We start from the raw sequence: 21,548 nt of genomic DNA, 5'->3' as shown, positions 1-21,548 counted from the left end.
GCCCCTCACCACGGGCGGCGGGGGCGGGACGAGTGGTTTCGGCTACCTCGTCCGCAACGGCAGACCGGCCGGTCCGGCGCCCTTGAGCGAGGCGGTCACCGTACGGTCGCTGAGCCAGAGGTAGCAGCGGACCCCTCGGTCGCCGACCGCCCAGCGGCCCGGCCCCGGCGGGCGGACCACCACCGCGCTGCGGATCCGCAGCTGCACGTCGTCCGGCACCCCGGCGTAGCGCGCCAGCGCCGTGTTGCAGCCGGCGTAGAGCGGCAGCCAGTCCTCCTGCCGGACCGGGTACGGGCGGTCCGGCGCCCGCCACACCCCGACGAACTCGGCGTCGTGCCGGGTGCCGCACGGCACCGGCAGCAGCCGCTCCACCCGCCCACCGGCGGCCCGGGCCTGCTGGCAGCCCAACCGCAGCGGGGAGGCGCCCTTCAGCGTCCCGCGGAGGCTGCCGGTACGGACCAGCACGGTCGCCGACGCCTCCACCGTGCTCAGCTCGGTCAGGTCGCAGCGGTACCAGCGGGAACCCGCCGTCCAGCCGGGCCGGGAGGGCAGGGCCACCGCGAGTCGGAGCCGGCCGGCCCGCCAGTCGTCGCCCACGTATCCGGAGGCCCTGGTGTCGCACTCGGCGAACGCCCCGCGCAGCTCCGCGGAACCGTTGGTCGGCGGGGTCGGCCGGGCGGCCGGGAACGTCCCGACGTGCACGGTCTCCACCCGGTGCGGCACCGCGCAGTCCACCGGCCGGTAGTCGGCCAGGGTGACGGTGCCGGCGAAGTCGGCCACCTGGCACACCTCGGCGGCCGGGGTGAACGGCGCCGCCGCCGGCAGGGCGGCCCAGTCGTCGGTCAGGTCGCCGTCCAGGCCGCTCGCGGCGGCACAGCCGGCCAGCAGGACCGCGACGACCACCGTGGCCAGTGATCCGATCACACGGCGCATCGCGGCCTCCCCCAGCCAGCGACCGTCACCCGACGGCGACCCCAGGGTAACCGGAAATGACCTTCCGGTGACAGACCGGATTCGGCGCGCGAGGCGTTAAGAAGGGGCCCCTGCTCTACCGCAGGCGTTAAGAAGGGGCCCTTCCTTGCACCTCAGCCGACGGCGGCGAAGGGGTTGGGGATGGGTTCGCCGGCGGTGTCGGGGGCGGCGGTGGCCGGGTCGGCGTTCAGCTCCACGATCCGGTTGTCGGCGTCGACGTGCACCACCCGGGGCTGGTACGAGCGGGCCTCGGCGTCGTCCATCTGCCCGTACGAGATGAGGATGACCAGGTCACCGGGGTGTACCAGGTGCGCCGCAGCGCCGTTGATGCCGATCACGCCGCTGCCGCGTACGCCCGGGATCACGTACGTCTCCAGCCGGGCCCCGTTGGTGACGTCCACGATCGCCACCTGCTCGCCGGGGAGCAGGTCAGCCGCGTCGAGCAGGTCCTGGTCCACGGTCACCGAACCGACGTAGTGCAGGTCGGCCTGGGTCACCGTGGCCCGGTGGATCTTCGACTTGAGCATGGTGCGGAACATCGGGATGCCTCTCAGCGGGGAAGTGGTGGTGGACGGTCAGGCGTGCGGGGCGAGTTCCAGCCCGATGTTGTCGATCAGCCGGGTGTCGCCGACCCAGGCGGCGACCAGCAGCCGCGCCGGCCCGGCGACCGGGCCCGGTTCCAGGTCGGCGTCGGTGAGCACCAGGTAGTCCAGGCGGGCGCCGGGCGAGTCGAAGGCCCGGTGGGCGGCGGCCAGCACCGCGCCGGCGTCCTCCCCCCGCGCGGCGGCCGACGCGCCGGCCCGCAGCGCGGCGGAGAGGGTCAGCGCCACCTGCCGCTCGGCGGGCGACAGGTAGCGGTTGCGGCTGGAGAGCGCCAACCCGTCCGGCTCGCGTACGGTCGGCACCCCGACGATCTCCACCGGCACGTCGAGGTCGCGGACCATCCGCCGGACCAGGGTCAGCTGCTGGTAGTCCTTCTCCCCGAAGAACGCCAGGTCGGGGCGGGTGAGCTGGAGCAGCTTCATGACCACGGTGAGCACCCCGTGGAAGAACCCGGGACGGCTCAGCCCCTCCAGGTCCTCGCCCAGCGGGCCCGGGTGCAGCCGGACCGTCGGCTGCCCGTTCGGGTACATGTCGGCGACCGAGGGAGCGAAGACCAGGTCCGCGCCCGCCCGCCGGCAGATCTCCAGGTCCGTCTCCAGGGTGCGCGGATACCTGTCGAAGTCCTCGTTCGGGCCGAACTGGAGCGGATTGACGAAGATCGTCACGACGACGTGGTCGGCCTGCTCCCGGGCGGCCCGCAGCAGCGTCTCGTGCCCGGCGTGCAGCGCGCCCATGGTCATCACCACGCCGACCGTGCCGGTCAGCCCGGCCCGCGCCTTCGCCAACTCCGCCCGGCTGTGCACCACGTCGATCCCGCTCACGCTGCCACCTCCATGCCTGCGAGCGCGTCCAGCAGCGACTCCGCGTCCACCGGCCGCAGCCGGCCCGCGGCGATCGCCCGGTCCGCCGTCCGTCGGGCCAACGCCAGGTAGGGGGCGACGGATTCCGGCGCCGTCGCCGCCAGCCGCTCCAGGTGCCGGCGTACGGTGCCCGCGTCGCCCCGGGACACCGGGCCGGTCAGCGCGTCGTCGCCGAGGGACAGCGCGTTCTCCAGCGCCGCCCGCAGCAGCGGGGCGAGCACCTTCTCCGGCCGGTCCACCCCCGCGTCGCGCAGCCGGTCGGCCGCCTCGTTGACCAGGGTCACCAGGTGGTTCGCGCCGTGCGCCAGCGCCGCGTGGTAGAGCGGGCGGTCCGCCTCACCCACCCACTCCGGCACGCCGCCCAGGTCGGCCACCAGCCGGGCGGCGAACGCGCGCAGCTCCGCCGGGGCGGTCACCCCGTACGAGATGCCGGGCAGGCGGGACAGGTCGTCCGGCGTACCGGTGAAGGTCATCGCGGGGTGCAGGGCCAGCGGACGGGCCCCCACCGCGGCGGCCGGGGCCAGCACGGCCAGCCCGTGCGCGCCGGAGGTGTGCGCGACCACCTGGCCGGGGCGCAGCGCCCCGGTCTCGGCCAGCCCGGCCACCACGGCGGCCAGCGCGTCGTCCGGGACGGCGACGATCAGCAGGTCGGTGGCGGCGCGGGCCACGGAGGTGGCGGAGCGGTTGCGGGTGCCGGGGAGCAGCAGGGCGATCCGGGCCTTCGCGGCACCCGACACGCCCGACGCGGCGACCACCCGGTGGCCCGCGGCGGCGAGCGCCGAACCCAGCACGGCACCGACCCGGCCGGCGCCGATCACGCCGACGGTCAGGGTGCGGGGGAAGACGAGCGGGGCGCCGGAGGGGGCGCCGCCCGAGGCCGCGGCGACCCCGTGCGGGGTGGCCGGACGCGGGCGCAGCGGTGCGCTCATGGCAACGATCCAGTCCTTGAGGGGGTACCGGTCGATCGCAAGTATGCGCTGCGGTTACGGAGCCGAAACAAGGGTGTGTGAAAACCTTCACCGGTCGGCCGGACCGGCCCGTGCGGCGGCGGGAACGGTGCCCCCCGGTTACAGTGCCGCCTGTGACGGAACGGGGCGCAGCGGACGATAACGGCATCCCCGGCCCGCTGCCCTGGCGGGTCGCGATGGAGCGGGCGCTCTACGGGCCCGAGGGCTTCTTCGTCGCCGGCGCCGGGCCGGCCGCCCACTTCCGCACCACCGCCCACGCCGCTCCCGTCCTCGCAGCCTGCATCCTTCGGCTGCTCTCCGAGCTCGACGCGGCGCTCGGTCATCCCCCGGTGCTCTCCGTGGTCGACGTGGGAGCGGGTCGGGGGGAACTGCTGCGCGGGTTGCTCTCGGCCGTGGGAGAACTCCAGGTCGTGGGGGTTTCCGGGGAGCCCGCCCGCTCCGGGCGGTCAGGCTTGATCCCTGCGCGGGCGGGCTCCCCGGAAACCCCGACCACCACGGCCGCCGTCGGGACGGCGCCCTCCCCCGAGCCGGTCACGGCCGCCGGGCTTCCGCTGGCCGATCGGGTACGCCTGGTCGCCGTCGAGAAGGCCCCCCGCCCCGACGACCTCCCACCGGAGATCGACTGGCTGGCCGAGATCCCCGACCGGATCACCGGCCTGCTGATCGCCACCGAATGGCTCGACAACGTCCCCCTCGACCTGGCCGCCCACACCGCCGACGGCTGGCGCTACCTCCTGGTCGACCCGACGACAGGCGAGGAGTCGACCGGCGAGCCCCTGAGCACCGGGGACGCCCACTGGCTCACCCGGTGGTGGCCGTCGGGCGCAGCCGGCAGCAGCGCGGCCACGCCGGACGACTCAGCCGGCAGCGACGCGACCGGCCCCACCACGTCGGGGTTCGGGGCAGAGATCGGCAGGACCCGCGACGAGGCGTGGGCCGGGGCGGTCGGCAGGGTGGAGCGAGGGCTGGCGGTGGCGGTGGACTACGGGCACCTGCGGGATTCCCGGCCGTTCGACGGGACGTTGACCGGGTACCGGGCCGGGCGGCAGGTGGCGCCGGTGCCCGACGGGTCGTGCGACGTGACCGCGCACGTCGCCATGGACTCGGCGGCCTCCGCCGGTGAGCGGGTCGCCCGGTGTGCGTACTCCCTGGTCTTCCAGCGGGAGGCGCTGCGGGCGCTCGGGGCCGACGGAGGGCGGCCACCGATCGCCCTGGCGGGCCGTGACCCGGCCGGATACGTGCGGGCGCTGGCCGCGGCCTCGACGGTCGCCGAGCTGACCGACCCGGCCGGGCTCGGCGGGCACCGGTGGCTGCTGCAACCGGTCGGCATCGGCGCGCTGCCGGTCATGGCACGATGGCGGGCATGACCACGGACGCCGGGGACCTCCGCGAGCTGACCGTCGGCACCGGGGCCGGGCTGGTCGCCGGCACCCCCGACGAGCGGGTCGGCGCCGACATGGTGCTCAACATCGGCCCCCAGCACCCCTCCACGCACGGCGTGCTCCGGCTCAAGCTGGTCCTCGACGGGGAGCGGGTGGTCTCCGCCGAACCGATCGTCGGCTACATGCACCGGGGCGCGGAGAAGCTCTTCGAGGTACGCGACTACCGACAGATCATCGTGCTCGCCAACCGGCACGACTGGCTGTCGGCGTTCTCCAACGAGCTGGGTGTCGTGCTCGCCGTGGAGCGGCTGATGGGCATGGAGGTGCCCGAGCGGGCCACCTGGCTGCGGATGGCGCTGGCCGAGCTGAACCGGGTGCTCAACCACCTGATGTTCCTCGGCTCGTACCCGCTGGAGATCGGCGCGATCACCCCGGTCTTCTACGCCTTCCGGGAGCGGGAGACCATCCAGGCGGTGATGGAGGAGGTCTCCGGCGGCCGGATCCACTACATGTTCAACCGGGTCGGCGGCCTCAAGGAGGAGGTGCCGGCCGGCTGGACCGCCCGGGCCCGGGCGGCGATCGGCGAGGTCCGTCGCCGGATGCCCGACCTGGACAACCTGATCCGCCGCAACGAGATCTTCCTGGCCCGCACCGTCGGGGTCGGCGTGCTGTCGGCCGCCGACGCCGCCGCGTTCGGCGCCTCCGGGCCGGTCGCCCGGGCCTCCGGCCTCGACCTGGACCTGCGCCGCGACGAGCCCTACCTGGCGTACGGGGAGCTGGACGTCCCCGTGGTCACCAAGACCGCCGGGGACTGCCACGCCCGCTTCGAGGTGCTGCTCGACCAGGTGTACGCCTCACTGGACCTCGCCGAGCAGTGCCTGCACCGGGTCGACCAGCTCACCGGCCCGGTCAACACCCGACTGCCGAAGGTGCTCAAGGCACCCGAGGGGCACACCTACGCCTGGACCGAGAACCCGCTCGGCATCAACGGCTACTACCTGGTGTCGCGGGGCGAGAAGACCCCGTGGCGGCTCAAGCTGCGCACCGCGTCGTACGCGAACGTGCAGGCGCTGGCCACCCTGCTCCCCGGCTGCCTGGTGCCGGACCTGATCGCCGTCCTCGGCTCGATGTTCTTCGTGGTCGGCGACATCGACAAGTAGCGGCTCCCGTCCGGGGGCTCTGATCCGGCGGCTCCCGTTCGGCGGCTGCGCCGCGGTCAGCGCCAGTGGTCGGTGTCGCGGGCGCCGCCGGCCCGGGGGACGTCGTCCCGCGGCGGGTAGCCGTAGCGTTCCTCGTCGGCCCGCTGACGCCGGCCGCGCGCCACCGGCTCCGGCTCGGCCGCGTCCCACCGCCCGGGCCGCTCCGGCTCGGCCGCCCACTGCGTCGGGGTACGCCACTCCTGCGGCACCGGTACCCCGCCGACCGGCAACGCCGGGCGGTCCTCGGACTCCGGCCGGCCGTACCCGCGCGCCGGCTCGTCGTGCTCGCGGCGGACCGACGCCCACCGGTCCCGCACCCGGTAGCCGCCGCCGTCGGCGTGCACCTCGGCGCGACGCTCACCCACCCGCAGCTCCCGGCCCCGCTCGTCCTCGCGTACCTCGGCCCAGATGTCCCCGCTGCTCATCGCCGACCAGTAGGCGCCTTCGGCGGGATCACCGTCCTCGGACACCTGGGGCGTCCAGGACCGCTCCGGGTACCGGCCGCCGTCGGGTGAGTCGGCCCGGCCACGGGTGTCGTACGGCGCCTCCCTGGCGGGATCCGGGGCCACCCAGCCCGAGTTCTGGGCCGGCTCCGCCCAGGCTCGACCCGGCGCGGCCGACGCCTCCCAGCTCCGGAGCTGGTCCGGGGCCTCCGGGTTCCGGTCCGCGTCGGGCCGGGGCGCGTGCCCCCGGTTCTCGGAGTAACCCCGCCAGCCGTCGTCGGCACCCCGCCCCCGGTCGTCCTGGCCGGCCTTGGGCCCGGCCCAGCCGCGGTCGTCCCGGGGTCGGTCCGCCGGGTACCCGGCACCGTCCGGCTGCCCCGGCCCGTACCCCGCCCAGGGACGGTCGCCGTTGGCCGGGACGGACCAGCCCTCGCCGTACCCGCCGTACCGGCCGCCGGCCGGGTCGCCGCCGTCCACCACCGTGTGCCGGGTGACGTGCACCGTCTCGGTGTGCCGGTAGACGCTCGGCCGGCCCGGCTGCTCGGCGGCGGTCGCCCGGGACTCCGGCTCCGGGACCCGAGCGCTCGCGCTGGCCGCCGCCGGCCGGTCCCCGCCCCGGCCGCCGTACGTGCCACCGGGCTGCGCCGAGCCGTACCCGGGGGCGGAACGATCGGGTTCGGGCACGGCGGCCGTGGCCCGGCGGGACGGTTCCGGCTCGTCGTCCGGCGCCACGGCGGCCCGCCCCCAGCCGGAGCGGGCAGCCTGGTGTCCCCGCCCGACGTCGGCCTCGTCCCCGGCCCGGTGGCCGTGGCCGGCGGCGTTGTCGGTGTTCCACTGGCCGGCACTGTCGTGGGTGGGCCGGTGGCCGGCATCGTCCGGGGTGGGCCGGTGGGCGGCATCGTCCGGGGTGGGCCGGTGGGCGGCATCGTCCGGGGTGGGCCGGTGGCCGGCATCGTCGTGGGTGGGCCGGTGTGCGGCGCGCTCCGGGTTGGGCCGGTGGCCACGGCCGGCGGCCTCGTCGGTCTCCGGCACCGAGACGCGGGCCCGGCCCGTACCCGGTGCTTCCGGGCTCACCGGCCCGACGGCGCCGGCCACGGCCACCGCGACCGCGTCCATCCGGGCGCGCAGGGCCGCGGTTCCGTCCTGCGCCCGCTGAGCCTGGTCGAGTGCGTGGTTACCGCGCTGGGCGGCGGCCACGATCTCGGCCCGCAGCTCGCGGCGCAGCTGTTCCAACTCGTCGCGCAACTCCTCGGCGGCGGCCCCACCGCCACCGTCGCCGCGCAGCGCGATGGAGAGTCCGATCAGCACCGCGGCCAGCACGGCGAGAACCGCGCCGAAGCGCAGCAGGCCGTTCCCGTCGGCGAAGAGCAGTATCAGGGCCGCGACGGGCGCGAAGGCCACACCGATCCAGAAGAGCACGGTCAGCAGCGACGAACTGCGCCTGTCGGCGGGGGCAACCGGGGCTGGCATGGGTGTGCAGCCTACCGAGACTCGCTCCGGCAGGGAACGGGTCGGTCGGGCCTGAAGGCGCTCATGGCCGGGCTTGATCAGCGGGTCTTGTTGGCTTTGTGAGGCTCGGGGGCGGGCGTCCCCGGCTCCGGGCGGTCAGGCTTGATCCCTGCACCGGGGACGCTCGCCCCCGAGCCCGTCGTGGTCGGGCTGCCGTCCGTCGGTCGCGCATCTTTTCCGGGTACGCCCGCGTGGGCCGTTTCAGACCTTGGACAGTTTCTGTTCGTGGTGAACGGTAAGTGTCCAAGGTCTGCTGCCCGGGGCCCGGCGTGCGGCGAGTCTCTGACCGGGGACATGCCGCTGGCCGGCACCCGTCGGGGTGCCGGCCAGCGTTCGTTCACGCGTCAGTTGTTCCATTGCTGGGCGACCAGGTCGGCGGCCTGCTGCTCCCACTGCGCGTAGGCGTCCGGGTAGGCCGAGAACGGATGACTCACCCAGCCGACCGGATGCCTGATCCGCAGCCAATCCCCGCCGCCTGACCAGGCGAGTCGTTCACGCCATCAGGTCGACAGGCACCGGGAAGACCCCAGCCAGCGCGGGATCGCCCCTTCGTCGCGCCTGACCCGGAACGGCAGACGCCGCCCCCACCGTCACGAGCTGCGGACGGCGGGGACGGCGGGAGGCCGGAACGGATCAGCTGCCGGCGAGTGCGGCGTCGGAGGAGAAGACCAGGCCGACGCTGGCCCGCCCCTGCTTCAGGGCGTTCTTGGTCTGCGGGCCACCGGCGTCCAGCGAGCTGAACGAGCCAGACTTAAAGTTGTAGACCTCGACCAGGCCGGCCTGGCACTTCGGCCGCTGCGGGCACTCCGGCGGGCCGGCGAGCACCGTCGCGCTGCCGGAGCACTTGCTGGCCAGCTCGGAGAGGGTCTTGACGCCGTACTTGTCGGAGAAGGCCTTGGTGACCGCGAAGGCGTTCTGGTCCTGCGCGGCGGCCGGGGCGCCGAAGGTGATGCCCACCTTGTCGCCCTGCGCCTTGAGGGCGGCAACGGTCTTGTCCAGCTCCGGCGACGAGACGGGCTGGGCGTCCTTGCCGTTCGCCTTGGTGTTGAGGAACTCGGCCATGGTGGCGGCGTACTCGGGGACGACCTGGACCTCGCCCTTCTCCAGGGCCGGCTCGTAGAGCTCCCGGTTGCCGATCGTCTGCACCTTGACCTGGTAGCCGGCGGCGGTGAGGGCGATCTTGTAGAGCTCGGCGAGGGTCTGGCTCTCACTGAAGTTGCCGGCGCCGACCACGATCTGGCCGCCCGGGCCCTTCGCGATGCCGTCGGTCACCTTGTTGGCCGAGGCGAAGTCCGCCGCGGCCACCTGCGGGCTCTTGCGGTCGACGTCGACGGTCTTGTTGAGCTCGATGAGCTTCGGGGTGTCGAGCGCCGCCGAGACCTTGTCAAGCGCGGCGATCAGCTCCGGCTTGGCCGCGTCGGCGTTGACCGCCGGGATGATGTTGTCGGTGTTCTGGAGCTTCTTGTCGTCGGCCAGGACGACCAGCTGGTCGCCCTTCTCCGGCGCGCAGCCGGCGCCGGAGGCGCCCTTGTCGGGGGCGTCGGTGCCCGACGAACCGGCACCGCCACAACCGGTCAGCAGACCGGCCGCGGTGAGGACGCCGGTGGCGCCGACGGCCAGTCGAGTACGTGCGCGCATCAAGCCCGCCTTCCGTGTCCCGGCGCGGCCCGTCCGGGCCGGCCGCGTGTCCGACGGGCGCGCCCTGCTGCGGCGCCCGCGTCTCCACCCAACATCTTCCACGTCGGACCGACAACCTGAGGCGTTCTTTGTCACCGGATCGTCACCGCTGGGCCGGCGCGCTGACCGATCCCGGTCAGCCGCCGGCGGTCGCGTCCGCGGCCCGGCGGTTGGCCCGGCGCCGGGCCGGGCGCAGCGGGCCGGGGGTCACCTGCCGCTCGACCACGGCCAGCAGCAGCTCCGCCAGGATCGCCAGCCCGGCCACCAGCACCCCGCCGGCGATGATCTGGCCACCCCCGGCGGCGATGTCCAGCCCGAAACCGGCCCGGATGATCTGCCCCAGCCCGCCGCCGTCGACGAACGACGCCAGTGCGGCCGTGGCGATCACCTGCACGGTGGCGGTACGGAAGCCCGCGGCGAGGTACGGCACCGCCAGCGGCAGCTCGACCCGGCGCAGCACCTGGCCGCCGGAGAGCCCCATGCCGCGGGCCGCGTCCCGGGCCTCCGGGTCCACCTGCCGCACCCCGGTGTACGCGTTGGCCAGCAGCGGCGGCACCGCGAACACGGCCAGCGCCACCACCACCGCGGGCCGACCGAAACCGAGGAAGGTCAGCGGCAGGATGGTCAGCAGGGCCAGCGTCGGGATGGCGAGGGTGACGTTCGAGACCAGCACCACCATGCCGCCGCCGCGCCCGGTGTGCCCGAGCCAGAGCCCCAGCGGCCAGGCCACCAGGCACCCCAGCAGGACGGCCGCCACCGAGATGCTGAGGTGCTCGCCGAGCCGGTCCAGCACCCCGCCCGGGTTCGTCCAGTTCAGTGGATCGTTGAGCCAGACCACCGCCTGCTCGATCGGGTTCACCGTGCCAGCCCTCCGTTCGCGACCGCCGGGCTCCGCCGGGCCGTAGTCACCGGGACCGCAACCAGGGGGTGAGCAGCCGGCCCACGCCGGCGAGCAGCAGGTCCAGCACCAGGGCCAGCAGGACGCAGAGCACCGTACCGGTCATGATCTGGGCCCGGTAGAAGTTGTTCTGGAAGCCGGCGAAGATCAGCTGGCCCAGGCCGCCCCGGCCGACCACCACGCCCACCGTGACCAGGGCGACGGTGGAGACGGTCGCCAACCGTACGCCGGTGAGGATGCCGGGCAGCGCCAGCGGCAGCTCCACCCGGAACAGCCGGCCCCAGCGGCCGTACCCCATGCCCTCGGCGGCCTCGCGGATCTCCGGCGGCACCTGGCCGAGCCCGGCCAGCGCGTTACGGACGATCACCAGCAGCGCGTAGAGGACCACCACGCTCAGTACCGTGATCGCGCCGATCCCGAGGTAGGGCGCCAGGAACGCGAACAGGGCCAGCGACGGGATCGTGTAGAGCACGCCGGTGACGGCCAGGATCGGCCCGGACAGCGACCGGAACCAGTACGCGGCCACCGCGAGCGGCAGCGCCACCACGGCGGCGATCAACACGGCACGGGCGGTCAGCGAGGCGTGTTCGCGCAGGGCGGCGAGGATCGTGTCAGAGTTGTCCCGCACGTACTGCCAGGAGAACCACGGGTTGCCCGGCTCGGCCCGGTAACTCAGGTGGAAGGACACACGTGGACGTTACCCCGGGGATCCCCGACGACGCCGGGCACAGCGCGGCCTCGATCACCCTCGACGGCATCCGCAAGCGCTACCCGGACGGCACCGAGGCGGTGCGCGAGCTGAGCCTGGAGGTCAAGCCCGGCGAGCTGGTGGTGCTGATCGGCCCGTCGGGTTGCGGCAAGTCGACCGTGCTGCGGATGATCAACAGATTGATCGAGCCGACCGGCGGGCGGATCCTGCTCGGCGACGACGACGTCACCCGGGTGGACCCGGTCCGGCTGCGGCGCCGGATCGGGTACGTCATCCAGAACGTCGGCCTCTTTCCACACCAGACGGTCAGCGCCAACGTCGCCACCGTACCCGGGCTGCTGGGCTGGTCGAAGGAGCGCACCCGGCAGCGGGTCGGCGAGCTGCTGGAGCTGGTGGGTCTGGACCCGGCGCAGTTCGGCCGCCGCTACCCGCACGAGCTCTCCGGCGGTCAGCGGCAACGGGTCGGGGTGGCCCGGGCGCTCGCCGCCGACCCGGTGGTGCTGCTGATGGACGAGCCGTTCTCGGCCGTCGACCCGATCGTGCGGACCCGGTTGCAGGAGGAGTTCCTGCGGCTCCAGGCCGAGGTCCGCAAGACGATCGTGCTGGTCACCCACGACCTGGACGAGGCGGTCCGGCTGGGCGACCGGATCGCGGTGCTCTCCGAGGGCGGCCGGCTCGAGCAGTACGACACCCCGGCGGCCCTGCTCGGGTCGCCCGCCTCGCCGTTCGTCCGGGAGTTCGTCGGCGCCGACCGGGGCATCCGGCGGCTCGCGGTCACCCCGGTCACCCGGGACGGGCTGGAGCCGGCGCCGGCCGACGCCGGGGACCTGCCGACCGTCGCACTGGGCGACTCCGCGTACGACGCGCTGGCGGTGATGCTCACCTCGGCCACCGACCACGCCCTGGTCACCGAGGACGACCGCCCGGTCGGGGTGCTGAGCCGGCACCGGGTGCTCGCCCTCGGTCGGCCCGAGGTCTGAGCGCCGGCCCGAGGTCTGAACGGCGGCCCGAGGTCTGAACGGCGGCCGAGCGGGCGGCTGGGCTCAGGCCCGGCCGCCCAGGCTGGCCAGCCCGACGATCCAGCCGGCGAAGAAGCCGTACGTGGCGCCGGTGCCGGCCGACTGGAAGCTCACCAGCAGGGACGCGTCCGTGCCGAGCAGGGTCGCGACGAGCGCGGCCAGGGCGGCTGCCAGCACGTACGCCGACCAGCCGGAGAAGAACTGGCTCAGCGAGCCGGGCACCCGGGCCACCTGGGAGGCGGGCAGCAGGTAGAGCAGCGCGGCGGCGAACGCCACCAGCAGTACCGCCCGCAGGTCGGTTCCGGAGATCCCGTCGGCGCCCTCGCCCACCCCGAACCGCCAGGCCGGCCAGGCCAGCAGGCGCAGGAACCAGCCACCGGCGCCGTCCGGATCGGTGTGCACCGCCGCCCAGCCGACGTACCAGGGGCTGCCGCAGACGGCGACCAGGATGAGCACGGCGAACGTGCCGGTGCCGGCCGCGGTGCCGTACCCGCTGACGGTCCGGGGACGGTTGGTCAGGGCCATGCGGCGCTCAGTTCCCGGGCCACGGCCCCGGGCAAACCTGGACCGCGTCCGGCGGGTACCCGACCCGGTCACCGGGGTACGCGCCCGCTCAGTGCTTCATCAGGTAGTCGATGAAGGCGGCCCGCAGCAGCGGCGCCGACTCCTCGTACCCGTGCCCGGTCAGCTCGCGCCACAGCGCCGACGCCTCGTCGATGGTCGGGCCGACCGAGTTGGGGGCGCCGTCCAGGGCGGCGGCCTCGTCCGCGTTCGGCAGGTGCCGCAGCACCGACCAGAAGAAGCCGACGTCGCGGTGCTCCCGGGCCAGGGCGAACGCCCGCTCCCGCAGCTCCTCCGTGGGAAGCGCGTCGAGCTCCTCGAAGGAACGCCCGTGGGTGCCGGTGGCAGGTGTGTCGGTCATGCCGCCGAGCCTAACCGGCGAGATCACCTTCGGCGCGTCGGACGCGGCCTGCCGGCTCCGGGAGGAGGGGCCGTCGCGTCCGCCGGCCGGAGGCGGTCCGGTGGGCGGCCCGCTCAGCGGTCGCCGGTGTCCCAGCGGCTCGGCCCGGGCTCCCAGCGCGGGCCCTCCCACTGGGCGGGCGGCTCGGTGGGCTGCGTGGGCATCACCGGCGGCCAGCTCTCGACCGGGGTCGGCCGGGGAAGCGTCCAGCCGGAGCTGATGGCGCCGTCGCCGGCGGGGGTCGGCTCGGTGGTCTCCTCTCGGGCCGACCGCGGCCGCCCGAACGCCTCCACCAGCCGGGTGACCACCAGACCGCCGGCCAGGACCACCCCGCCGGTCGCCCACCGGCTGATCGTCCAGTCCTGCGCCGACGACCAGGACAGGAAGACCGCGGCCAGGCAGACGGCGAGCAGGGTGCCGACGATGCCGCCCCGACGGCCGTACGCGCTGGTGCCGGCGAGCATCGCCACGCCGACGGCCAGCACCGTCCAGTCCAGTCCGGAGGTGGGCGCCACCGGTCCGGAGCCGTTCGCCGCGATCAGGATGCCGGCCAGCACGGCCAGCACGGTGGAGCCGACCAGCGCGCCCCCGGCCACGAAGCCGGCCAGCACGCCGCGCCGGCGGGCCGGGTCGGCCACCGGACGGAACCGGCCGACCAGCCGGCGGACCGACCTGATCGCCCCGAACAGGCCACCGAAGACGGCGGCGGCGGCGAAGCCGGCGAAGAGGTACCAGGCGGTGCGGTGGGGGTCGTACTCCCCCTGCACCAGGACCGGCTCGGCGCGCCGCTCGATGTACACGATCACGCCGGCCGCGCCGGCCAGGCTGGCCGCCCAGCCGGGCACGTGCAGGACCACCACGGCCAGCGCCAGCGCCAGGCCGCCCAGCGCGGCGACGAGCAGGGCCGGGACGGTCGCGGCGGCCACTCCCCGGTCGCCCTGCTCGGCGAAGTGCAGCCCCGCGGCGACCGCTACCGGACCGACCGCCAGGTTCACCGCGGCGGTCCGCAGGCTGAGCCCGGCGGCGAGGGTGAGCAGGCCGAGCGCGACCATGTCGACCAGCAGGGTCCGCAGCCCGTCACCGCGCAGCGCGGCCGGGTCACGCCGCCACAGCAGCACCGCCAGGGTGACCAGCGCGACGAGGAGGATCAGTTCCCAGACCACGTGCACGCCGACCCGGTCGCGGCCCGGCTCGCCGTGCGCGGGGTCGTCGAAGACGTTCTCCAGCACGGCCGCGGGCACGCCGGAGGACGGCTCCGCCGTCGTGCTCCGACCCGGTTCGTCGTACCCCATGGCGCGCGCCTCCCGCGATGGCGGGCCGCCCACCCCGGGGGGACCGGGGGCGGCCGTTGCTCTCGGTCGCCAGGCACGGTACCTGCGCGGACGCCCCCGCGTAACCCCTTGATCAGCGGTAGCCGGGGCGGTTCTCCCGGTCGCCGGGCGTACGGTCCTCGTCGTCCTCCTGCTCCGGCACCCGGCAGGAGCGTTCCAGCCAGAGCGCGGCGGCGACCAGCGCCAGCGCGGCGAGCAGCCCGGCGCCGGCGGCCGGCCGGTCCTCGACGGCGGCGTTGGTGTCCTCCAGGAAGAGCCACCCGGTGACCCCGGCGTAGAAGCCGAGGAAGATCGCCCCGGCCAGCGCCGACGCCTTCGCCAGCACGACGAACCGGGCCACCAGCAGCGGGTTCACCGGGTCGCGGCCGGGCTTGCGCTCGATCCGCCCCCGGGTGTTGATCGCCGCGTACGCCTCGATCAGCGCCAGCCCGGCCAGCGTGACCACCGGCAGCCAGGGCATGCTCGGCGCGGCCTCGTAGTAGAAGCCGCTGACCAGCAGCCAGGCCAACGCCGCGGCGGCCAGCGCCGCGACCACCAGGGTCGAGATGCGGGTGGGGCCCATCCGGAAACGGTCGGGGTCGCCACCGCGCGGGGACTGCGCCGGGGTCATGCCGGCCGGCTCCAGTGGGTCATGTGTCCGACTCTAACGCCAGATCGGGCCGCGGACGCAGTTCCAGGGCGTCGGAGGCCAGCGGCTCGGCGTTGAGCAGGTCGGTCAGCCAGCCGTGCCCGACGAGCCGGCCGTGCGGCTCGATGTCGATCCACGGTCGCAGCACGAAGGCCCGCAGGTGGGCACGGGGGTGCGGCAGGGTCAGCTCGGGGTCGTCGCTGCGTACCGGCTCACCCGTATCGTCCCAGACGGCGATCACGTCCACGTCGAGGGTCCGGGGCCCGAACCGGCGTCCGGGGTCGCGGGTCCGCCCGGCCGCCGCCTCGGCGGCCCGGGCCCGCTCCAGCCAGTCGCGCGGGGTCGCCGCCCGGTCCGCGACCATCACCGCGGCGTTCAGGTACGCGGGCTGGTCGGCGTCCCCCCACGGTGGAGTCTCGTAGACGCCGGAGACCAGCAGCACGGCGTCGCCCAGCCCGGCCACCGCCGAGCGCAGGTGGGCCAGCCGGTCGCCCAGGTTGCTGCCGATCGACAGCACGGCCCGGGTCACCGGGTACGCCGCATCGTGACGGCCACGTCGGCGAAGGTGTGCGGGATCGGGGCCTCCGGCTTGTGCACGGTCACCGTGGCCGCGCTGACCAGGGGCTCGGCCAGGCAGACCGCGAGCAGCCGGTCGGCGAGGGTCTCGATCAGGTCGACCGGTTCGCCGGTGACCACCGCGACCAGCCGCTCGGCCAGCTCGCCGTAGTGCACGGTGTCGGTGACCCGGTCGGAGCGGGCCGCCGGGGCCAGGTCGAGTTCGAGCACGGTGTCGATCACGAACTCCTGCCCGTTGGCGCGTTCGAAGTCGTAGACGCCGTGCCGGCCACGGGCGCGCAGGCCGGTCAGTTCGATCCGGTCGGTCATCGGGCTCCTTCTGCCTGTCGGTCCCCGGCGCCGGAGCGCTGCGGGTCGGCGACCAGCCGGGGGCGGCCGGTGGCGGCCCAGACGGCGAGCGCGTCGGCGGTGCCGCGGACGTCGTGCACGCGTACCCCCCAGGCGCCGGCGGCCACGGCGAGCAGGCTGGTGGCGGCGGTGGCCGTCTCCCGGCCGGCGGTGGGGCGGGCCTCGCCGTCCGGGCCGGCCAGCAGCCGGCCGAGGTAGGACTTGCGGCTGGCTCCGAAGAGCAGCGGGAAGCCCAGCGCCAGCAGCTCCGGCAGGCGGGCGCTGAGTTCCCAGTTGTGCGCGGCGGTCTTGGCGAAGCCCAGCCCCGGGTCGACGATGATCCGGTCGGCGGGGACGCCGGCCCGAAGCGCCTCGTCGACCCGCTGTGCCAGCTCGCCGCGGACGTCGGCGACCACGTCGGTGTAGCTGGCCAGCTCGCGCATGCCGCGGGAGTGCCCCCGCCAGTGCATCAGCACCCAGGGGCAGCCGGCGTCCCGGACCACCCGGGCCATGTCCGGGTCGGCGAGGCCGCCGGAGACGTCGTTGACCACGTCGGCGCCGGCGGCGAGGGCCGCCTCGGCCACCCGGGCCCGGCTGGTGTCGATGCTGACCGGCACACCGGCGGCGCGCAGCTCGCGGATCACCGGCAGCACCCGGGCGGCCTCGGTCTCCGCGTCCACCCGGTCGGCGCCGGGTCGGGTGGACTCGCCCCCCACGTCGACCAGCCCGGCCCCCTCGGCACGCAGTCGCACGCCGTGTGCGACGGCGGCGTCGAGGTCGGCGTACCGGCCGCCGTCGGAGAAGGAGTCGGGCGTGACGTTGAGGACGCCAATCACCACCGGGTCCGCCGCCCGTACCAGATCGGTCACGACTGCACGGTACCGGGCGTGAGCTGGGTGCCCGCCGTCCCGGGTGGCCACCGGCCGGAACGCCCCTGACGTGGGCATTGGAACAGGTGTACGATCGGTCGTCCGGGTCGGATCGGGTCGACTCTTCGCGGGTTGTCGCAAAGGAGGGCGGCCCGTACGCTTTGGAATGGCCCAGCAGCGGGCGGGCGATGGCTGGAGGGAGGGCCCAAGCGGGACGAATCCCCCCGAATCTCGCCACCGTCCGTGGCGGGGTGACAGACGCAGCGTCAGCGGCGCTGTGCACAGAGACACCGTCCCGCCAGGTTCGCCCGACTGCACCACCGCGGCTCCCCCGGGCCGCGACATGGGGAGGTTTCCAGTGATCGCCATCGACTTCGCGGAGACGGCGTCGTCCGGTGTCACCCAGCTGCTGCACACCCTGGCGTCGACCCCGCTCGCCGAGCCGGCCCCGAAGGGCATCGACACCAACGGTGTCGTCTCCTTCTTCGCCAGCAAGATCGCACCGATCCTGCTCGCGGTGCTCGGCGTCATCTTCATCGGCCGGGCCAGCCGCGGCGAGATCTCCAAGGTGCTCACCAGCTCGGCGATCGCCATCGTGGGCCTCGCCTTCATCGCCGGGGCGGCCACCCTGTTCTTCGTCGGCGACTACCTGATCGACCTGATCTTCGAGTAGGCGCGGGCAACAGATGCGGCTGCGCACCGACGACGACATCTACCGGGCCCGCCTGGTCTACCTCGGGCCGCCCGGCTACACCCTGCCCGTCCACCTGCCGTACGCCCAGTACGGCCTGTTCATGCTGCTCGTTCCCCTCTACGTGTTCATCCACTGGCTGTTCACGATGACCGTCGAGCTCTTCCCCGCCTGGGAGATCGCGCTCGCCATCGTGACCACCTCGTTCATCTTCCGGTACGTCGACCCGGACCGGCCTGCGCGCATGGTGATCCGCACCGCGCTGACCGACTGGCGCCGTACCCGGGAGCCGGCCGCCGAGCTGCGCGACCCGCGCCTGGTGGCGAGCCGGATCAGGATCCGGGAGGAACTGGCATGACCGGGCGTACTGCGACGGTGCGGTCCCACGACACGGGCGAGGCGGTGGCATGAACCGCTCCTCCACGCCGGGTTCCCCGGCCGGACGGCACGCCGGCCCGCACGGTAACCGTGCGCGGTCACTCGACTACGCCGAGGAAGAGGGTGTGGACGAGGCCGCCCTGGTGCCGAGCCCCGGTCACGGCCGGGTCGGCGTCTTCCAGCCCCCCCGCCCCAGCCACCAGCGGGCGGTCGAGCCGGCCGCCCCGCCGCCGCTGGTCGGCGACGGTACGGACATCGACTCGCCCTTCCTCGACCTCTTCGGCGGCACACGCCCCGGCCCGGCCCGCGCCGCGCTGCCCGCGCCCCCCACGGCCCACCGGTCACCGACGGTCGCGCCTGCGCACGGGGGCGAACGCGAACAGCCGGCCATCCCGCACCAGCCCCCGCCGTCCGAGGTGGAGCCCGCCCCGGCCGTCCGGCACCGCACCCCCACCCAATCGGCCGGCCGGCAGCCGGCTGCCGAGGCCGCGCCCTCGACCGCCCGTCCACCGGTATCGGAGCCGGTGCCACTGGCCGGCCGGTCGTCGGCCGTCGAGCTGCCGCCGACCCCGGAGCCCGCGCCGGCCCTGGAGGCTCCGCCGGCCCGTGCGCTGCCGGCGGCCCGCAGCCGGGTGCCGCACCAGCCCGGGGACCGGCTTCCCGCGCTCCGCCCGACCACCGACGCCCGGTCGGGCCCGCTCCCCGCGGAGACGACCGAGGTCCACGACGTCCGGCCGACCGGGCCGGAGCTGTCCCCGTACCGTCAGCGGGCGTTCCACCGGGAGCCGGAGGTCCGGCCGGTCGACCGCGAGGTGACGGCTCCGCCCGGTCACGAGGTGGCGACCCCGTCCGGGCAGGACCTGGCGTCACCGTCCGGGCAGGACCTGGCGTCACCGTCCGGGCGGGCGTTGGCGCCGCCCCGTCAGCGGGCCGCGGCGAAGCGCGACGACAAGCCGGTCCGGCCGGTCCGGATCAAGGCTCCGAAGATCAAGTTCGGGGACCGCGACCCGTCGGTCGAGCTGGCCGTCACCGAGATCGCCGGGCACCTCACCTTCACCCCGAACACGGTCACCGCCTGGTACTGGCTCCCCGAGGTCCGTTGGGCGTTCCGCCCGGACGCCGAGCGGGAGGCGCTGCTCGCCGCGATCTCCGAGCAGTACGCCGGCCTCGCCGGCTTCCGGCTGCACCTGCGCCGCACCACCCGGCCGTTCCCGGCCGACGAGTGGGCCCGCACCGTCGACGCGCACACCGCCTCGCCGCTGCCCGACGTGCCGGGGACCACCGGCTGGGCCGACCACCTGGTCGCCGCGCAACGGCACCTGATGTCGGTCAACCACGCCGAGGGGCAGACCTACCTGGGCGTCACCTTCGCCCGCCGGTCCCTCGGCGACTCGCTCACCGAGCGGCTGCTGCGCGCCTTCGGGCGGGGCACCGCCGAGGGCGAGCGCCGCAAGCTGGGCCGCACCGTCGAACAGTTCGACGAGGTGCTCGGCGCGTTCGGCATGCGCGGCCGGCGGGTCACCGCCCAGGAGCTGGAGTGGCTGCTCTACCGCTCGGTGGCGCTCTGCATGGCGCCGCCCGGCACCCTCTCCCCGGTGACCGACGGCCGGTGGGAGCGCGGTGACCTGCTCGCCCTCACCGAGCAGATCGAGCGCTACCGCACCCCGTACGGCTCCACGGTCAAGCTGGTCAACCGGATGACCGGCGAGGAGCGGCACGTGGCGGTGCTGGCCGTCGGCCGGATGGAGCCGCTGGAGATCCCCGAGCGGCACGAGCCCTGGCTGCACTTCCACGAGCGGCTGCCGTGGCCGATGGAGATCTCCACCCGGGTCGACATCCTCGGCTCCGGCGACTCCTTCCGGAACCTCGAACACCGGCTGCGGATGATCCGCTCCCAGCAGCTCGACTACGCCGAGCACGGCATCGACGCACCGCCGGAACTGGAGCGGCTCGCCAAGCGGGCGCTGGTGATCGGCGACGAGATGACCACCGGGCTGCCGGTCGACTCGGCCCGGGCACACGGCTGGCACCGGATCGCCGTCGGCGGCCGGACCCGGGAAGAGTGCCTGGAACGGGCCCGCCGGCTGGTCCAGCTCTACTCCCGGGAGCTGCGGATCTCGCTCCAGCACCCGAAGAACCAGGACTGGCTGGCCCGGGAGTTCATCCCCGGCGAGCCGATCGCCAACACCGGATACGTCCGCCGGATGCCGGTGCCGCTGCTCGCCGCTGCCCTGCCCCAGGCCGCCTCCACCGTCGGCGACCGGCGCGGCGACCTGATCGGCCGTACCGCCGGCACCTGCCGCCGGCCGGTCTTCCTCGACCTGCACTTTCCGATGGAGGTCCGGGAACGCTCCGGGCTCGCGGTCTTCGTCGCCGAGCCGGGTGGTGGCAAGTCGACCCTGCTCGGCGCGCTCGGCTACCTGGCCGCCCGGCGCGGCGTGCAGGTGACCCTGCTCGACCCGTCCGGCCCGCTGGCCCGGCTCTGCGCGATGCCCGAGCTGCGACCGTATTCGCGCGTGCTCAACCTGACCGGCTCGGAGCACGGCACCCTCGCTCCGTACTCACTCATCCCGACGCCGCTGCGCAGTGAGTTCACCTCGGGGGCGGCCGGCGACCGGGAGTTCGAGATCGCCGTCTCCAACGCCCGCGCCGAGCGCCGGATGCTGGTGCAGGACATCTGCATGATGCTGGTGCCGCCGCAGGTGGCCCGGGAGGCCTCCACCGCCACCCTGTTCCGGCACGCCGTACGCCAGGTGCCGGCCGAGGAGACGTCCACCCTGGACGACGTGGTGAGCTGCCTCCAGGGGCTCGACGACGATGCCGGGCGGGAGCTGGCCAACCTGCTGCTCGACACCGCCGAGATGCCGCTGGCCATGCTCTTCTTCGGCCGGCCGCCCGAGGGGCTGCTCGGCGCCGACGCGGCTCTCACCGTGATCACCATGGCCGGGCTGCGGCTGCCCGACCTCAAGATCGAGCGCGAGTACTGGTCGGCCGAGGAGGCGCTCGCCCTGCCGATGCTGCACACCGCCCACCGGCTCGCGGTGCGGCGCTGCTACGGCGGGGCGATGTCCTCCCGGAAGCTGGTCGGCCTGGACGAGGCGCACTTCATGGAGGGCTGGCGCTCCGGCCGGTCCTTCCTGGTCCGCCTCGCCCGCGACTCCCGCAAGTGGAACCTCGCCGCGCTGGTCGCCTCGCAGAACCCGAAGGACATCCTCGGCCTCGACGTGCAGAACCTCGTCTCCACCGTCTTCGTCGGCCGGATCGCCGAGGACAGCGAGATCGCCTCCGAGGCGCTGCGCCTGCTCCGGGTGCCGGTCAACGACGGCTACGAGGCCACCCTCGCCTCGCTCTCCGCCGCCGACGCCGGCTCCTCCGCCCGCCTCGGCTTCCGTGAGTTCGTCATGCGGGACGTCGACGGGCGGGTGCAGAAGGTACGCGTCGACGTCTCGTACGTCGACGGACTGCTCGAACACCTGGACACCACTCCGGCGGCGGTCGCCCAGTCCGCCGGCCAACTGCCGACTCTCCTGCCCGACCTGGAGGCGTGA

At 74.7% G+C, this 21,548-nt stretch carries 21 protein-coding genes; 6 read left to right on the top strand and 15 right to left on the bottom strand.

Annotation, left to right across the window (positions count from 1 at the left end):
* Window positions 1-42: 42 nt before the first annotated feature.
* The 4 genes from GA0070564_RS20530 to GA0070564_RS20515 all read right to left on the bottom strand — a co-directional run bounded on the left by GA0070564_RS20530 (window position 43) and on the right by GA0070564_RS20515 (window position 3,364).
* The gene (locus tag GA0070564_RS20530) at window positions 43-933 is read right to left on the bottom strand and encodes a septum formation family protein (protein WP_091610792.1); all 891 of its coding nucleotides are present in this window, start codon (window positions 931-933) and stop codon (window positions 43-45) included.
* Window positions 934-1,085: 152 nt separating this feature from the next.
* Entirely contained in the window at window positions 1,086-1,511 is a 426-nt protein-coding gene (gene panD, locus GA0070564_RS20525) for an aspartate 1-decarboxylase (RefSeq protein ID WP_091610789.1), read from the bottom strand.
* Window positions 1,512-1,547: 36 nt separating this feature from the next.
* On the bottom strand, window positions 1,548-2,387 hold the full coding sequence (gene panC, locus GA0070564_RS20520; protein WP_091611619.1) for a pantoate--beta-alanine ligase: 840 nt from the start codon (window positions 2,385-2,387) through the stop codon (window positions 1,548-1,550).
* A 5-nt stretch (window positions 2,388-2,392) separates the two neighbouring features.
* Window positions 2,393-3,364, bottom strand: coding sequence for a Rossmann-like and DUF2520 domain-containing protein (locus GA0070564_RS20515; RefSeq protein WP_091610785.1), 972 nt, complete (start codon window positions 3,362-3,364; stop codon window positions 2,393-2,395).
* A gap of 215 nt (window positions 3,365-3,579) precedes the next feature.
* On the opposite strand from GA0070564_RS20515, the gene GA0070564_RS20510 reads away from it, so the two are divergent.
* Both GA0070564_RS20510 and GA0070564_RS20505 read left to right on the top strand, forming a co-directional pair.
* Window positions 3,580-4,770, top strand: a complete 1,191-nt coding sequence (locus tag GA0070564_RS20510; RefSeq protein WP_091611615.1) for an SAM-dependent methyltransferase — start codon at window positions 3,580-3,582, stop codon at window positions 4,768-4,770.
* Complete coding sequence (locus tag GA0070564_RS20505) at window positions 4,758-5,945, top strand: NADH-quinone oxidoreductase subunit D (protein ID WP_176730767.1); 1,188 nt, start codon at window positions 4,758-4,760, stop codon at window positions 5,943-5,945. Before GA0070564_RS20510 ends, GA0070564_RS20505 begins: the two co-directional genes overlap by 13 nt.
* Before the next feature lie 56 nt (window positions 5,946-6,001).
* On the opposite strand, the gene GA0070564_RS20500 is transcribed toward GA0070564_RS20505, so the two are convergent.
* From GA0070564_RS20500 to GA0070564_RS20485, 4 genes are all read right to left on the bottom strand, one after another.
* Window positions 6,002-7,897 carry a hypothetical protein gene (locus tag GA0070564_RS20500; RefSeq protein ID WP_141714826.1) on the bottom strand — a complete coding sequence of 632 codons (1,896 nt, stop codon included), beginning with the start codon at window positions 7,895-7,897 and terminating at the stop codon, window positions 6,002-6,004.
* Between the two features lie 672 nt (window positions 7,898-8,569).
* Entirely contained in the window at window positions 8,570-9,574 is a 1,005-nt protein-coding gene (locus tag GA0070564_RS20495) for a glycine betaine ABC transporter substrate-binding protein (protein ID WP_091610773.1), read from the bottom strand.
* A gap of 175 nt (window positions 9,575-9,749) precedes the next feature.
* Complete coding sequence (locus GA0070564_RS20490) at window positions 9,750-10,472, bottom strand: ABC transporter permease (protein WP_091610769.1); 723 nt, start codon at window positions 10,470-10,472, stop codon at window positions 9,750-9,752.
* Between the two features lie 46 nt (window positions 10,473-10,518).
* Entirely contained in the window at window positions 10,519-11,199 is a 681-nt protein-coding gene (locus GA0070564_RS20485; RefSeq protein ID WP_088968777.1) for an ABC transporter permease, read from the bottom strand.
* Between the two features lie 2 nt (window positions 11,200-11,201).
* Here GA0070564_RS20485 and GA0070564_RS20480 point away from each other — a divergent pair, with 2 nt between their 5' ends.
* On the top strand, window positions 11,202-12,200 hold the full coding sequence (locus GA0070564_RS20480) for an ABC transporter ATP-binding protein (RefSeq protein WP_091610766.1): 999 nt from the start codon (window positions 11,202-11,204) through the stop codon (window positions 12,198-12,200).
* A gap of 63 nt (window positions 12,201-12,263) precedes the next feature.
* On the opposite strand, the gene GA0070564_RS20475 is transcribed toward GA0070564_RS20480, so the two are convergent.
* The 7 genes from GA0070564_RS20475 to folP form a co-directional block, all read right to left on the bottom strand.
* Entirely contained in the window at window positions 12,264-12,764 is a 501-nt protein-coding gene (locus GA0070564_RS20475) for a hypothetical protein (RefSeq protein ID WP_091610763.1), read from the bottom strand.
* Between the two features lie 88 nt (window positions 12,765-12,852).
* A complete protein-coding gene (locus GA0070564_RS20470) occupies window positions 12,853-13,161 on the bottom strand; it encodes a hypothetical protein (RefSeq protein ID WP_091611609.1) in 309 nt (102 codons plus the stop codon).
* A 113-nt stretch (window positions 13,162-13,274) separates the two neighbouring features.
* Window positions 13,275-14,492: an ABC transporter permease gene (locus GA0070564_RS20465; RefSeq protein ID WP_091610760.1), complete on the bottom strand. Its 1,218-nt coding sequence runs from the start codon at window positions 14,490-14,492 to the stop codon at window positions 13,275-13,277.
* A 112-nt stretch (window positions 14,493-14,604) separates the two neighbouring features.
* Window positions 14,605-15,093 carry a DUF3180 domain-containing protein gene (locus GA0070564_RS20460; protein ID WP_176730766.1) on the bottom strand — a complete coding sequence of 163 codons (489 nt, stop codon included), beginning with the start codon at window positions 15,091-15,093 and terminating at the stop codon, window positions 14,605-14,607.
* A 67-nt stretch (window positions 15,094-15,160) separates the two neighbouring features.
* Window positions 15,161-15,688 (bottom strand): 2-amino-4-hydroxy-6-hydroxymethyldihydropteridine diphosphokinase, encoded by a 528-nt coding sequence (folK, locus tag GA0070564_RS20455; protein WP_091610751.1) that lies wholly within the window; start codon window positions 15,686-15,688, stop codon window positions 15,161-15,163.
* The gene (gene folB / locus GA0070564_RS20450) at window positions 15,685-16,044 is read right to left on the bottom strand and encodes a dihydroneopterin aldolase (protein WP_091610747.1); all 360 of its coding nucleotides are present in this window, start codon (window positions 16,042-16,044) and stop codon (window positions 15,685-15,687) included. The genes folK and folB overlap by 4 nt, the downstream gene beginning before the upstream one ends.
* A complete protein-coding gene (folP, locus tag GA0070564_RS20445; RefSeq protein WP_091610742.1) occupies window positions 16,041-16,931 on the bottom strand; it encodes a dihydropteroate synthase in 891 nt (296 codons plus the stop codon). The genes folB and folP overlap by 4 nt, the downstream gene beginning before the upstream one ends.
* Window positions 16,932-17,289: 358 nt before the next feature.
* Here folP and GA0070564_RS20440 point away from each other — a divergent pair, with 358 nt between their 5' ends.
* Genes GA0070564_RS20440 through GA0070564_RS20430 form a run of 3 tightly spaced genes read left to right on the top strand, consistent with a single transcriptional unit; the run spans window position 17,290 to window position 21,548 of the window.
* Window positions 17,290-17,604 carry a hypothetical protein gene (locus GA0070564_RS20440; RefSeq protein ID WP_091610739.1) on the top strand — a complete coding sequence of 105 codons (315 nt, stop codon included), beginning with the start codon at window positions 17,290-17,292 and terminating at the stop codon, window positions 17,602-17,604.
* Window positions 17,605-17,617: 13 nt separating this feature from the next.
* Window positions 17,618-17,980, top strand: a complete 363-nt coding sequence (locus tag GA0070564_RS20435; protein ID WP_088968787.1) for a hypothetical protein — start codon at window positions 17,618-17,620, stop codon at window positions 17,978-17,980.
* Window positions 17,981-18,029: 49 nt separating this feature from the next.
* On the top strand, window positions 18,030-21,548 hold the full coding sequence (locus GA0070564_RS20430) for an ATP-binding protein (RefSeq protein ID WP_091610734.1): 3,519 nt from the start codon (window positions 18,030-18,032) through the stop codon (window positions 21,546-21,548).

The organism is Micromonospora mirobrigensis (assembly GCF_900091555.1).
Classification (GTDB): domain Bacteria; phylum Actinomycetota; class Actinomycetes; order Mycobacteriales; family Micromonosporaceae; genus Micromonospora; species Micromonospora mirobrigensis.
Note: the sequence above shows the minus strand (reverse complement) of the source record. Positions and strands in the feature narration are given on the sequence as shown.